General features: G+C 42.9%; 11 protein-coding genes. 7 read left to right on the top strand and 4 right to left on the bottom strand.

Translation table 11 applies throughout. The annotated features are described in order from the left end of the window. Positions 1–171: 171 nt before the first annotated feature. Positions 172–1,104, top strand: coding sequence for a DMT family transporter (locus J5X94_RS05930; RefSeq protein WP_194619777.1), 933 nt, complete (start codon positions 172–174; stop codon positions 1,102–1,104). Positions 1,105–1,239: 135 nt separating this feature from the next. On the opposite strand, the gene J5X94_RS05935 is transcribed toward J5X94_RS05930, so the two are convergent. Next, positions 1,240–2,658 carry a solute carrier family 23 protein gene (locus J5X94_RS05935; protein WP_210540604.1) on the bottom strand — a complete coding sequence of 473 codons (1,419 nt, stop codon included), beginning with the start codon at positions 2,656–2,658 and terminating at the stop codon, positions 1,240–1,242. A 541-nt stretch (positions 2,659–3,199) separates the two neighbouring features. On the opposite strand from J5X94_RS05935, the gene J5X94_RS05940 reads away from it, so the two are divergent. Further along, the gene (locus tag J5X94_RS05940) at positions 3,200–4,633 is read left to right on the top strand and encodes an L-serine ammonia-lyase (protein WP_010202005.1); all 1,434 of its coding nucleotides are present in this window, start codon (positions 3,200–3,202) and stop codon (positions 4,631–4,633) included. Positions 4,634–4,745: 112 nt separating this feature from the next. Here J5X94_RS05940 and J5X94_RS05945 read toward each other — a convergent pair whose 3' ends face one another. The 3 genes from J5X94_RS05945 to xthA form a co-directional block, all read right to left on the bottom strand. Continuing rightward, positions 4,746–5,144 carry a DUF4377 domain-containing protein gene (locus J5X94_RS05945; RefSeq protein WP_010202007.1) on the bottom strand — a complete coding sequence of 133 codons (399 nt, stop codon included), beginning with the start codon at positions 5,142–5,144 and terminating at the stop codon, positions 4,746–4,748. A gap of 382 nt (positions 5,145–5,526) precedes the next feature. Beyond that, positions 5,527–6,750 (bottom strand): bifunctional glutamate N-acetyltransferase/amino-acid acetyltransferase ArgJ, encoded by a 1,224-nt coding sequence (gene argJ / locus J5X94_RS05950; RefSeq protein ID WP_210540605.1) that lies wholly within the window; start codon positions 6,748–6,750, stop codon positions 5,527–5,529. 47 nt (positions 6,751–6,797) lie between these two features. Then, the gene (gene xthA, locus J5X94_RS05955) at positions 6,798–7,622 is read right to left on the bottom strand and encodes an exodeoxyribonuclease III (protein ID WP_210540606.1); all 825 of its coding nucleotides are present in this window, start codon (positions 7,620–7,622) and stop codon (positions 6,798–6,800) included. Positions 7,623–7,843: 221 nt separating this feature from the next. Here xthA and J5X94_RS05960 point away from each other — a divergent pair, with 221 nt between their 5' ends. The 5 genes from J5X94_RS05960 (at position 7,844) to J5X94_RS05980 (ending at position 14,889) form a co-directional block, all read left to right on the top strand. After that, positions 7,844–8,440 (top strand): hotdog domain-containing protein, encoded by a 597-nt coding sequence (locus J5X94_RS05960; RefSeq protein ID WP_210540607.1) that lies wholly within the window; start codon positions 7,844–7,846, stop codon positions 8,438–8,440. Positions 8,441–8,449: 9 nt separating this feature from the next. Then, positions 8,450–9,292 (top strand): ABC transporter ATP-binding protein, encoded by an 843-nt coding sequence (locus J5X94_RS05965; RefSeq protein WP_210540608.1) that lies wholly within the window; start codon positions 8,450–8,452, stop codon positions 9,290–9,292. Between the two features lie 77 nt (positions 9,293–9,369). Continuing rightward, on the top strand, positions 9,370–10,161 hold the full coding sequence (locus tag J5X94_RS05970) for an ABC transporter permease (protein ID WP_210540609.1): 792 nt from the start codon (positions 9,370–9,372) through the stop codon (positions 10,159–10,161). A gap of 558 nt (positions 10,162–10,719) precedes the next feature. After that, on the top strand, positions 10,720–12,417 hold the full coding sequence (locus J5X94_RS05975) for an AMP-binding protein (protein ID WP_189585026.1): 1,698 nt from the start codon (positions 10,720–10,722) through the stop codon (positions 12,415–12,417). 768 nt (positions 12,418–13,185) lie between these two features. Next, positions 13,186–14,889 (top strand): AMP-binding protein, encoded by a 1,704-nt coding sequence (locus J5X94_RS05980; RefSeq protein WP_194619794.1) that lies wholly within the window; start codon positions 13,186–13,188, stop codon positions 14,887–14,889. The last annotated feature ends 65 nt before the right edge of the window (positions 14,890–14,954 follow it).

The following is a 14,954-nucleotide window of genomic DNA, read 5'->3' on the forward strand; positions in this document are numbered from 1 at the left end:
CATACTTGGTTCTTTCAAAAATATAATCATCATAAGAATAAATTATATTTCAACCATTTCATTTTAAGTCTAAAACCTCGACAATGTGGGGTGTGTGCATTGTACCGTGAGCACAGTAATGTTAAAGAAAGAACGCAACTCATTTAAACGTGATTAATCTAAGGACAACCTATGGCTATTGCCGCTTCACGCTCTGCACCTATTGGCTTGGTTATTGGTTGCATTATATTTGGTCTGGGCAGTTTAATCGTCGCGCACGTTGATATCGGCGGTTGGGCCATGTCGTTTTGGCGACTCGCCATCTCAGGAGTGGTCTTTGCTATCTTGGCAAAAATCATGGGACAACGTTTGCCACGCTCAAGACGTGCCATTTTTTATGGTTTATTGTCAGGCGCATTTTTGGGGTTCGATTTGGCACTTTGGCACGAGAGTATCTATGCTGTCGGGCCTGGCATTTCAACCTTACTTAATAGCTTACAGATTTTCTTTTTAGCGGCGATTGGGTTTTTATATTTTAATGAACGGCAATCTATATTACAGCTTATCAGTCTATTTCTAGCGATGGCTGGAGTGGCGATGATAGGTAGCCCTGAATTTGCACATAATAGTGCCGCAACTTGGGGGTTTATCTCGGGTATCGTCTCAGGAGCGATGCTGGCAGCATCAATGACATTTATCCGTAAGACGCATGACACCGAGCCAACACCGATATTTATGCTCATGCAATTGATTAGTATCGGCGGTGTGCTGGCGATGATTATTCCGATGTTTTTGTTTGATATGGGCAATATCTTGCCCAACAGTTGGTCTGAGATTGTTTGGGTACTTATTTATGGTACGGTCATGCAGTGCTTGGCTTGGGGTCTGATTGCATACTCTATCCCCAAGCTGTCTTTGGCGCTGACTGGATTACTACTGCTATCTGAACCAATTGCCGCATTGGTCATTGATTATACTTGGTTGGACAAACCGATTAATACTTTGCAATGGAGCGGCGCGCTCTTGACGATGTTTGCCATTTACTTAGGTTCATTAAAACCCAAGCCGCGCGCACTACGTCGCTATCGGTTTTTCTCACGGTTTTATAAGCGTAAATATAAATAGTTATACAGGTACGCTTATTTATATTTACGTTTTATTTGGCGTATAGCTTTAATGAGGGCGTGTCATCATTTAGACCGTGAAGATTAAAATAATGACACGCCCTCATTTGAAACGTGATGCTTAAATGACAATCAATCAGTCTTTTTGACGATTGAATAATGCATTGAGTACGATAGCCGCCAAGGTAGCCGTGCCGATACCGCCCAAATCAAAGCCACCTAAATGCAGGCTAAAGTTACCCGTTCCCATGATGACAGTGACAGCGGCGATGATTAGATTGCTGTTTTTGCTAAAATCAATGTGGCTGTCTATCCAAATTTTGATCCCAGCAACAGTGATAAGTCCGAATACTATAATAGACGCACCGCCCAATAAGGCCGCTGGTATCGTCTGAATGATTGCACCAAATTTTGGTGAAAGCCCCAATATGATAGCCACTAAACCTGCTACGACAAAAATCGTGGTGCTATACACCTTAGTTACCGCCATGACACCGATGTTTTCTGCATAAGTGGTGACACCTGTACCACCAAATCCTGCTGAAAAAGTCGTTGCTAAGCCATCCGCTAAAAATGCTCGACCCATATAAGGGGTAACACGAGCCTTAGTCATGCCTTCTACGGCTTTAAAATGTCCCAGATTTTCGGCGACCAAAATAAACGCCACTGGTGCGATCAAGATAATGGCGCTCATCTCAAAACGAGGCGTATGAATGCTTGGCAACCCAAACCATGAAGCAGCAGACACCCCACTAAAATCAATGGGCGTACCAAAACCCATCACATTGGTCATCACAAAATAAGCGACGTATGACAATATCAAGCCAACCAATAATAAAAGTCGACGTAACATACCGCGCGTGAACACAGCCACACCACTAATCAGCAACACGGTTAAAGTAGCCATCCAAGCATCAAACTGATTCGCAGACACTCCTTGAATGGTCACTGGCGCCAAATTTAGACCAATAATCATCACGATAGCACCAGTGACGATAGGTGGCATCAGACGCTCAATCCAGCCTGTGCCCGTTTTCATCACCAGCAGCCCAATCAAAGCATAAATGATACCGCAGGCCATAATACCGCCCAAGGCGACATTTAAGTTGTCATTGAAGCCTACGCCTGCATATGCAGTCACAGCGATGACGGGGCCAATAAAGGCAAAGCTGGAGCCCAGATAGCTCGGCATGCGCCCACCCGTGATCATAAAGAACATCACAGTACAAATACCTGACATCAAAATAGCGAGGTTAGGGTCAAAACCCATTAACAGTGGCGCAAGCACCGTCGCACCAAACATCGCAAAAGTATGCTGCACACCCAGTAATATGCTTTTTGACGGTGGCAAATACTCATTGATACCGACCGGATCACGATCTAAATCGCCACCATAAGGTCGCCAAGTCGGAAACCAACGACCATTTTCAAAATCTGGATTTTTTGGATAGTTCATGGCTGCTGAAGAAATACCAGCCGCTTCTAATGCATTATGAGCAGGTAATGCTTCAGAACTTTTGTCTGATTGAGAGGAGTTATCGGTGGGAGATGTCATGCATGCTTGTCCTATGTGGGCGGAGCTAATAATAGGCTAAAATAACTGGATGAATAAAAACTGAGATAAAGTTGAACGTCAATAAATAGAAGTAGCTGGCTAAAAATAACGATAAAAGCCGAGACTCAACACCATACCTCTTATAATATGTCACCCAATTCATTCATTTATGTTGTAAGGTAGCAAACCAAAAGTATTATTTGGTATGATAGCTATGTTTTGCTAGATGTATAAGGTCGGATATGTTCTACTTGAACTACCGTCTAAATCATTTTTGCCTGACGTATTTCACAGCGACAACCAACTTACAGGATGTTACATAAACGTTGGCTCCAAGCATCATAACGGAGTTTAATAATAAATAAAAGTTATTATTCACTCGTCACATGTACTTCCATGTTTACATACTTTCATAGACAACACCCCAAACTAAACACTTATCGGTACTTGTTGGTTGGGGCGGTTTATTATATTTTTCATGCCAGTGCTGAAGCCAATCGATAACCTATGCTGATGCACTTAAAATTTTTGGTAGCTTATTATGATTAGTGTTTTTGATTTATTTAAAATTGGTATTGGACCCTCAAGCTCACATACCGTCGGTCCGATGGTAGCGGCGAACTTGTTTTTGGCGTCTTTGCTCAAGCAAGCGGAGCTGACCGCTATAGACAGTATTGAGATTGAGCTTTACGGTTCATTGGCTGCGACCGGTAAAGGGCATGCAACGGATACCGCCATTTTATTAGGGTTACTCGGACATACGCCCAGCACCATCGATACACGTCTGACCAGCAACTACTTGGCACCCATATTTTCAGAAAAAAGTCTGAACATATCAGGTGCTCATACGATTGCTTTTGACACAGAGCGTGATATCTATTGGTACGATGATACCGTCCTACCCTATCATCCTAATGCTCTGACGCTTCGAGCATTATTGGTAGATGGTACTCGTTATCAGCAGACCTACTACTCAGTTGGAGGTGGCTTTGTGATTAATGAAGAGAATGCCACCAATCCAGATGAAGACCATGCTAGCCCCACCATTGATAGTATTCCCTATCCTTTCAATAGCGCCGCCGAGTTATTAGAGCAATGTCGCCAGCATGGGCTGAGTATCAGTGACTTAGTCCTCACGAATGAATGTCATTACCGCGATCAAACAGAGGTTTTTGCCTACTTAGATAGCATTTGGGACGTGATGCAAGACTGCGTCAAACAAGGCTGTGAAAATGGCGGTATTTTGCCTGGCGGCTTAGATGTCAAACGCCGCGCTCAAGATCTATATTCACAACTGTGTGCGGAGAAGAACCAACCCATTACAAAAACCGATAAATTAGCCGCGATGGATTGGGTTGATTTGTATGCGCTCGCCGTCAACGAAGAAAACGCTAATGGCGGTAAAGTGGTGACCGCTCCTACCAATGGTGCCGCTGGCATCATACCGGCAGTCCTACATTACTATCGTGATTTTTTACCAAGCTACAGCCAAAGCGGTGTCTATAAATTTTTGTTAAATGCCACTGCCATCGGTAGCCTTATCAAACAAAATGCTTCAATCTCTGGTGCTGAGGTTGGCTGTCAAGGTGAAGTTGGCTCTGCATGTGCAATGGCCGCGTCTGCATTGGCTGAGATTATGGGCGGAGATCCTGCCAAATGCTTGAATGCTGCTGAAATTGGTATCGAGCATAACTTAGGTCTCACTTGTGACCCTGTTGGCGGCTTAGTTCAAGTCCCTTGTATTGAACGCAATGCGATGGGCGCGGTAAAAGCGATCAACGCGGCACGTCTCGCCTGCCGTGGCAATGGTCAGCACTTTGTCTCTTTAGATAAGGTGATTGAAACGATGAAAGTAACTGGGGCTGATATGCTAGATAAGTATAAAGAAACCTCACGTGGGGGTCTTGCTGTTTATGCTGATAACCGCATACCCACTGCAAGTCATGGTGTCAGTGTAAAATATAGTCAATGCTAATATAATTAATGTCGGTGTAGACTGTCGTGATGTGATTCTCATAAACACTCATGAAAAAAAGACCTCTAATGAATTAGAGGTCTTTTTTATTCTGACTAGGCCGTGTGATCATTTACTCAGCAGTTTTTGAAACCACTTCGTTTAAAATCCAAACTGGCTTAACCATGTTGGTGGTCTCATTCATCATCGCTTCTTGACGTACGTCCAAAACATAGCGGTAATTTGGCTCATAAGTGAAGCCTTGGATGTTACCGTTTAGAGTTGTATAGTTTTTCTGATAAGTTTGGCGATACTGTAAGCACTCTGATTCAACTTTGGTGCCATTCGCAGTCATAAGATCACAAACTGCTTTACGCGGTGCAATCTCTACTTCAAAGCTTGGAATGTTAATAACTTTAACATTCATAGTCTGACCTTCAACGACCATGGTACGCTCATTGTCCATACCCATAGTAGAACAACCTGACAGGGCGAAAGTAGTCATCAATGCGGCAAGTGCTAATTTTTTCATTATTCAATCCTCAGTTAAGTAATATTCATTATTGCCTGTTTGAACTCGTTTTAATCATTTATAGACGCTCAAAACGTAAGGCATTTGTGACCATACTGGCAAAGTCAATTTAGACAACCAAACAAAGCTGATAATTTCTCAGCAGTATCGTCTATTGTTTACTGAGGCTAGTATATGTCGCCAAGCGACTTATCCTCTATGACTGGTTTGTAAAGTAACGTCAGCTTTTGCAACTCATGTTAGTCAAACGTATTAAAAAGCAGACCAATCCAATATATATTTGACATTGCAAAAAAAAATGGCCGAATTAATCATTACTCCGACCATTTAATCGCTTTCGTTCAGATTGAGAGGACGCCTTAATTAACATCCATTTCAATAATTAGCTACGGTAATCGGCATTTATCTTGACGTAATCGTAAGACAAGTCGCAAGTATAAACCGTATCGCTAGCGTCGCCACGTGCCAAATCAATATGAATGGTAATTTCAGGACGGCTCATGACCGTTTTGCCCGCCGCTTCCGTATAGCTAGGCGCAACACCACCATTTTGGCAAATCATGACTTCATCTAGATAGACATCGACTTGCTCGGTATCTAAATCTTCGATACCAGCATAACCTACTGCGGCGAGGATACGACCCCAATTGGCATCACTGGCGAAGAATGCGGTTTTGACTAGCGGTGAATGTGCAACCGCGTATGCCACATCGCAGCATTCTTGCGTCATCTTACCGCCAGTGACTTTGACAGTTATAAACTTGGTAGCGCCTTCCCCATCACGCACGATTAATTGTGCCAGACGAACAAATACTTCGGTTAATGCCTCAAAAACAGGCTGATAATGTGGATGTTCTGGGCTGTCGATAATATTTGAGCTAGCTCTACCTGTGGCGATCAACACACAACAGTCGTTGGTCGACGTATCACCATCGACGGTGATGCGGTTAAAAGACTGCTCATTAATGGCGCTTAACATCTCTTGTAATAAGTCAGCAGCAATGTTGGCATCTGTTGCCACATAGCCCAGCATGGTCGCCATATTTGGTCGTATCATACCTGAGCCTTTTGACATGCCCGTAATATGATAGCTGACACCCGCCACGTCGATTTTTTGACTAGCAAGCTTAGGAATCGTGTCTGTGGTGCGAATACCATTCGCCGCCGCCAGCCAATTATCAGCAGCTAAACTGGCAAGTGCCTCATCTAAACCAGCGATGACCGCCTCACTATTTAAGGGCTCGCCAATCACTCCCGTAGAAAACGGCAATACAGAACTGACAGCCACGCCAGCTTTACTTGCCAGCGCTGTACAGATATCAACAGCGCGCCGCTTGCCATCAGCGCCCGTCCCTGCATTGGCATTGCCAGTATTGGTGACCAAATAACGTGGGCTAGCCTTAGTAAAATGCTCACGTAATACTCGCACTGGCGCGGCACAAAAGGTGTTTTTAGTGGTGACGACCGCACTGGTTGCTTTCTCAGCAATCTCAATCACGACCAAATCATCACGATCTTTGTAGCGTACGCCTGCGGCAGTAGCACTTAACTTGATACCGTCAATTGGGTAAATAGTATTCGGTACTGCAATATTTCCAACAGCCATAGAGACCTCCTTACTTTTCAATTTTCATAGTTATAAACAGAATACTATTAGGGTTTGCTTAAGTTAAATGCCGACCAAATCGGTGCATGGTCAGACGGTTTTTCCATGGCACGTAGCTCATAGCTGATACCAGCATCGACGCAGTCATCGACTAGGTCTGAGGTGCACAAGATATGGTCGATACGTAGACCGCGCTTAGGCTCGTCGTTGAAACCACGACTGCGATAATCAAACCAGCTGTATAACTCTGTACTCTCTGGATAGTACAGACGGTAGGTGTCAGTCAGCTCGCGTGACATCAGGGCTGCATACCATTCGCGCTCTTCTGGTAAAAATGAGGTTTTTCTATTCTTAAGCCAGCGCTTTGCATTGACTTCGCCGATACCAATGTCGATATCTTCTGGGGCAATATTCATATCACCCATGATAATGAGCGAGCGCCCTTCCGCCTTTAAAGCATCAATATACGCCATCAAATCTGCATAATAAGCACGCTTCATGGGAAATTTGGTCGGATGATCTTGGCTTTCTCCTTGTGGAAAATAACCATTGAGTACGTCAATTTCACGACCGTCAAACTCATATCGTGCGTGAATAAAACGCTTCTGCGCCTCGACATCTTCGCCAAGAAAACCTTTTTGCACAAATATTGGCGCAACCTTGGACAAGAGTGCCACGCCATAATGGGCTTTTTGCCCAAAGTACTCTACGTGATAACCAAGGCTTTCTATGTTTTCTAGTGGAAACTGCTCATCATGTACCTTGGTTTCTTGTAGACCCATCACATCAGGATCGATTACCTCACGTACCGCCTCCAGCTGATGTTGACGAGCACGAATACCATTGATATTAAAACTGACAAAACGGGTCATAAATTATCCTATACTAATTGATGAAAATACGCTGCTAATATACAGAGCTGGGATGTGACCATACATAAAATACTATCATAACAGAGGCAGACTGACCTAGCTGTTGCGCGCCCTGATATCTTACGCTAGAGTAGTTGTTATTCGTATGATTGCTATCAAATCTTGTGTATCGGATCATGGCTATCACGGAACACTTATTAAAATAATTATTGAGCATTGTTATGACAACCACTATTAGCAAAACTACCAACGCCTTACCAACGACAGCAAATGAAACTACGCCGTTATTTGCCAAAGACTACAATGTCTATATTAATCATACTGACGCTGGCGGTATAGTCTACCATGCCAATCACTTGGTGTTTTTTGAAAACTGCCGCCGTGACTGGTTTGGTCAACTGGGTTTAAATGGGTATTTCTTGCAGACCGATGATGGTCAAGTACAGCATTTTGTCGTGAGTCAAGCAGATTTGCAATACAAAAGAGCCATTCTTTTAGACGAAATCATCAATGTACGTATCGATAAAGTCGAATTAAAACCTGCCAGCATTATTTTTTATCAGAGCATTCATCGTCATGGCTCAAACAGCTCTTCTACCGATCATACGAATGACAATGCCAACGCTAAAAACAGTTTATTAAGTAGCACCAAAATCGTCATCGCTTGTGTGCAAAATCAAGTCAGGACAGAGCCTGTGTCTTATGATGAGTCGGATACTGCCGTGGCTAGCGCCTCGCCCATGCGACCGATTCGTGTCCCAAAAAAGCTACGTGATGCTTTACAAGAAGCGATTAACCAGCCTATAAATGCACAATGATTCTGACCTATGAGCCTTGATACTGACACGCCTATCGTTGAATTTGAACATCTCTGGGTACATAGCAAACGTATCACGCCAATCAACACTGATGATCAACGACGTACAGTTAAAACGCAAACCCATAACGTATCTGCCATCTACGATAAATGGATGACCAAGTTTAAGAAAATATCGACCCCCGATCAGAGGTTGCCGACGCATAAAAAGGTATTGATAAATGACGTTAGCGGTACACTGTTAGCAGGGCAAATAACCGTTTTGACAGGCGCTTCTGGCAGTGGCAAGTCTTTACTGCTACGTGTGCTTGCAGGACTATTGCCGATGAGCAGCGGTGAGATTTGTTTGCGCAGTCATGATGCATCAAATAGCGACAGTTATAAAAGCATTCATGATACACCGCCGACCCAGTGGCGCACACGCATCGCCCTACTGGCTCAAAACCCACAGCTGCTAGAAGGCCGGGTGCTTGAAAACTTACAGATGCCCTATCGTCTACAAGCGCATCAACATCTTGACTTTGATATCGACTGGCATATCGCTCAGTTGGTCTATTTAGAGCGCAGTGCTGACTTTTTACAGCAAGAGGCAAGTCATCTCTCTGGTGGCGAACGCCAACTGGTCAATACTTTACGTCTTTTGCAACTCAACCCACAGCTATTGTTATTAGATGAGCCTACAGCGGCTTTAGACATCCATACCTCAACCCAGCTAGTGAATCTACTGGTTAACTGGTTGCGCGGCGATGCACAGCGCACCATATTATGGGTGACTCATGATACACAAGATATCATGCCATTAGCCGACAGGCATTGGCACATGCAGGCAGGCGTATTAACCAAAATGCGCTAATCTCATAATCGACTTTTAATCGTGACTGCCCCTAATACTTATTTCCCTCACCTTAACGACATTAATAATGAGCAGCTATGAGCAGTACGGATGATATGCAAATATTCCTCACTTACGGTGATATTGCGCTTGCCAGCAGCTTAATTATTATCGTCCTTATCCTGTCATGGCGACTACGCTTAACATTAACCAAAACACTATTAACGGCGGCTGTTCGTACTATAGTCCAGCTGAGCTTTATCGGTTTGATTCTGGCATGGATTTTTGCTCGTGAGCAATGGTATGAAGTCCTTCTCATACTGACTATCATGACCTTGATTGCAGGAGGCGCAGCCAAAAATCGTGTCAAACGCAGCTACAAAGGTTTATTCATCGACACCCTCCTCGCTGTCAGCCTATCAGCCGTATTGGTCACTAGTATCGCCATCTTTGTGATATTAAGAGTGCAGCCGTGGTATACGCCGCAATTCGTCATCCCTATATTGGGCTTAATACTAGGCAACTCTTTAACCGCCATCTCATTGACCAGCAATCAGTTGATTGAAGCTTTTCATGAGCAGCAAGGACGTATTGAAATGATGCTCAGCCTCTCTGCCAGGCCCTTTGAAGCCGTGCATGAGCAGATACGAGCGGCCATCATCAATGGTATGACCCCAACGCTGAACTCTATGCTGGTGGTTGGTATTGTCAGCTTGCCAGGGATGATGACAGGGCAAATACTGGCGGGTGCAGATCCTACTCAAGCGGTACGCTATCAAATTGTCACGATGTTTTTAATCTGTGTTAGCAGTACTTTAGGATGCACTATTAGCGCGTTGCTTATTTATCGGCGTTTTTTTAACAAACATGAGCAGTTCCTTTCACCGTAATACAAGCGACTGACTTTAGAATTGATACAGTCTACTGTGACAAATTTTCATAGCCTCAATTTTAGTGACACATGTTTATTGACGTATCTATTTTATTGAAAGTCGGCTATAGTTTTGAAATAGCGCTTTGATAGATTATCAACCTCATCATAATTAGACTTGTTTCTCCTACATCACATATCAACTGTATCTCTTAGTATATTTTATGTACTACTCAGTATCACATACTGGTATTGTTTTAAACCATATTCATGCTAATGTATTGTTTAAATATATCGTTCTTTTGATACTTTGGTTGTAAATAACAGATTAAAAATATTCGGAATAAATACTGTTTTTGTTACTCAGCCATTTTTTCATCTCAGTTAATTATTTACCCTAAAAATAATTAAGTAGAACCATATAATAGCGAAAAATTTTACCAACCAGTTGATAAATAAGGATGTTATCGCTCTTAGCGGACACCAGTCCACGTCAGCACTGATTTATTTTGTTGATGCGGATATGACTGCTTTCTCACTAAACTTTAACCTATATTAACTCGCAAGGACGCTGACTATGACGTTAAATAAACCTTGGCTTGCCCAATATCCGGCAGGCGTACCGAAGTCGATCGACCCAGATAAATATAACAGCATAGTAGAGCTATACGAAGAATGCTTTGATCGCTTCCGCATGCATCCAATGAGTATCTGTATGGGCGTTACTCATACGTACGATGACATTGATAAGGCGTCACTAGCCGTTGCTGCATGGTTACAAGCTCAGGACTTACCTCAAGGCACGGTGGTTGCACTGATGATGCCAAACGTCCCGCAATATTTGCCGACGATGATTGGTATCTTGCGTGCCGGTTACGCCTGTACGCCTGTCAATCCACTCTATACGGGTCGTGAGCTGCGCCATCAATTAAATGACTCAGGCGCTAAGGTTATTTTTGTGGTTGATAACTTTGCCCAAGCGCTTGAGCAAGTCATCGACGAGACCAATATTAAGCGTATTGTCCTCTCAAAAATGGGCGATATGATGGGTCTCAAAGGTATCTTAGTGAATACCATCATTCGTCAGGTAAAACGTCTCGTACCTAAATACAAGCTTGATGATCCTAAGCATGAGATAACCAAGTTTCCTGACGTCCTTAAAAAAGGTAGAAACCTGCCATTCCAAAAGCCGAAACTGTCTTTGGATAAAACGGCCTTTTTACAATATACCGGTGGTACAACGGGTCTGTCTAAGGGAACCATTTTAACTCAGCGTAATATTGTAGCCGCTGCTATGCAGTCTGAAGCGTGGTTCCGCCCTATTACCTCAGAAATTAACGAGGTATACATCAATCTGGTTATGGCTTTACCGCTATATCATATTTTTGCCTCTATGCTTAGTATGTTAGGCATGCGCTCGGGCCACACTTTTATCTTGATACCTAACCCGCGAGATATACCAGGTTTTATCAAAACCTTATCAAAACAGCCGTTCCATATATTCCCTGCCGTTAATACTTTATTTAAAGGATTGCTTGATAATCCAAACTTTAAAAATTTAGATTTTAGCACCCTGCACCTCTCACAGGCAGGTGGTATGGCAGCCACTCCGCAAACAGCCGCACGCTGGTTGGAGGTCACAGGTTGTCCAATGATTGAAGGCTGGGGTATGACTGAAGGTGTGGCAGTAGGTACTAATAACTTAGTAACTGACCGCAATTTTAACGGCACTATCGGCTTACCACTTCCTAGTGTCGATGTCATTATGATCGATGATGATGGCAATCGTGTGGGTCTGAACCAAGCTGGCGAGATGTGTGTCAAAGGTCCTAACACAACGTCAGGTTATCTCAACAGAGACAGTAGTGATGACTTTACTAGCGATGGTTATTTCCGTACTGGTGATATCGTCAGCATGGATGAAAAAGGCTATATCACCTTATTAGATCGTAAAAAGGATATGATTTTGGTCTCAGGCTTTAACGTATATCCGAATGAGATTGAGTCTGTGATGCTCGAGTGTGACGGTATTATTGATTGTGCAGTTATTGGTATTCCTGACGAACATCAAGGCGAAGCGGTGAAAATTTATATCGTGCCAGAGGATAACAACGTCACCAAAAGTGTCATCAAAGAGTTTGCACTGGATAATTTGACCGGCTATAAATGTCCACGTCATATCGAATTTGTCAGCGAACTACCAAAGAGTAACGTCGGTAAAGTATTGCGTCAAAAATTGCGTGAAAGGCATGATGCAGATCATCCTCAGTCATAAACAAGCTGAATAGATTTACATATAGCAGTCACATAAATCTAGACATAAAAAGCGCTTCACATAAGTTGTGAAGCGCTTTTTTTCTCAGCTATTCAAAATGAGGACATGCCCTAAACTTAGAGTCTGCTGAACATTTTACTTTTTCTAATGAACAAATTATCCTGACCACCAAAATAGGATTCTGTTCGGAAAAAAACATCAACAGATTGTAACAGTAACTTCAAAGCAAGCTCTTTGAACGCTGCCGTCTAGAACGGCACAGGACATAAAGAAATAAGCCTTAGTTATTTTTTCTGTGATATAGAACAGCTTATCCCAACTTATCTACCACTCATCCTTTTTGATTTACAACACATATGACTTCATTTATCAAATTTATATATGGACTGTGAAGTACGCTTATCATAATATCGAATTCAGTTGTAGTTGTGTTAGTGTGTTGCCAAAATATGTCAGTCAATGTTCTAAAGTTTTAATTGATAAGGTGTTTATTGAAAGTGACTTACAAGGGTTATTGAGGCATGACGATATTTTTTAAGTGACATTTTAATCATCAAATGTACTTATTTACCGTTTAATCTACAAGGCAGATCATTCTTTGTGATTGGACAAAATTGTATAAAGGCCACCGTATGTTAGCAGTCAGTTAATAGTTAGGATAGCACTCAGCACTGCATTGCTTACCATGCAATGATTTATGTTGTTGACAGGGATGTGACTACTTTCTTATAAGACCTTAACTTATATTAATATTTAAGGACGCTAAATATGACCGTGAATAAACCTTGGCTTGCTCAATATCCTGCAAGCGTACCCAAGACAATCGATCCTGATCAGTACGAAAACCTGATAGAACTCTATGAGGAATGCTTTGATCGCTTCCGTCTGCATCCAATGTCTATCTGTATGGGTGTGACACACACTTATGGAGACGTTGATAAAGCCTCACTAGCGGTTGCTGCATGGTTGCAAGCCCAAGGTATTCCCAAAGGCAGCGTGGTCGCCCTCATGATGCCAAACGTGCCGCAGTACTTGCCAACGATGATTGGTATTTTGCGCGCAGGCTATATTTGCACACCTATCAATCCGCTTTACACTGGTCGTGAGCTGCGTCATCAACTGAATGATTCGGGCGCTCAGATTATATTTGTGGTCGATAACTTTGCCCAAGCGCTTGAGCAAGTCATCGATGAGACAGCCATCAAACGTATTGTCCTCTCAAAAATGGGCGATATGATGGGTCTCAAAGGTATCTTGGTCAATACGGTTATTCGTCAAGTAAAACGCCTTGTACCCAAGTACAAGCTTGACGACCCTAAGCACGAGGTAACCAAATTCCCTGACGTTCTAAAAAAAGGCAGAAACTTACCGTTTCAAGCACAAAAGACCTCTTTAGAGCAAAAGGCTATTTTACAGTACACTGGTGGTACCACAGGGCTGTCTAAAGGTGCTGTGCTGTCGCAGCGTAACGTAGTAGCAGCAGCGCTACAGTCAGAGGCGTGGTATCGCCCTGTGACTTCAGACATCAATGAAGTTTATATCAATATGGTTATGGCCCTGCCGCTCTATCATATTTTTGCTTTTATGCTTAGCCTATTGGGTATGCGTTCAGGGTATACCTTTATTTTAGTACCAAATCCGCGTGATATGCCAGGCTTTGTCAAAACACTGTCAAAACAACCCTTCCATATTTTTCCTGCGGTTAATACGCTATTTAAAGGCCTGCTCGATCAACCAAATTTCAAAGATCTCAATTTTAGCTCGTTGCGTATTTCGCAAGCTGGTGGTATGGCTGCTACCGAGCAAACGGCTAAACGCTGGTTAGAAGTGACTGGCTGTCCAATGGTTGAAGGCTGGGGTATGACCGAAGGTGTGGCTGCAGGTACTGCCAACGTCATCACTGACCGTAAGTTTAATGGTACGATTGGCATACCAGTCCCTAGTGTCGATATCATCGTTGTGGACGACAATGGTGAACGTTTGGGACTGCATCAAGCGGGTGAGATGTGCATCAAAGGACCAAATGTCACGTCAGGTTACTTTAATAAAGACAACAGCGATGACTTTACTAGCGATGGTTATTTCCGTACTGGCGATATCATTAGCATGGATGAAAAAGGCTACATTACCTTATTAGATCGCAAAAAAGACATGATTTTGGTCTCAGGCTTTAACGTCTTTCCGAATGAAATTGAATCTGTCATGCTTGATTGTGATGGCATTATTGATTGTGCAGTGATTGGTATTCCTGATGAAAATCAAGGGGAAGCAGTTAAAATTTATATCGTTCCTGTAGACAATAATGTTAGCAAAAGCGATATAAAAGAGTTTGCGCTAGATAATTTGACTGGCTATAAATGTCCGCGTCATATTGAGTTCGTGAGTGAGCTTCCTAAGAGTAATGTGGGTAAAGTACTGCGTCAAAAGTTACGTGAGCAGCATATGCTAGATAATCCACAAACCTTCTCATAATGAAGACAAAGCCTTACCATAAGGTTTATTATTGATGTATCGCTAAATGGATGCATCAGTAATAA

Origin of the sequence: Psychrobacter sp. K31L, from assembly GCF_017942195.1 — a bacterium.
GTDB lineage: Bacteria > Pseudomonadota > Gammaproteobacteria > Pseudomonadales > Moraxellaceae > Psychrobacter > Psychrobacter glaciei.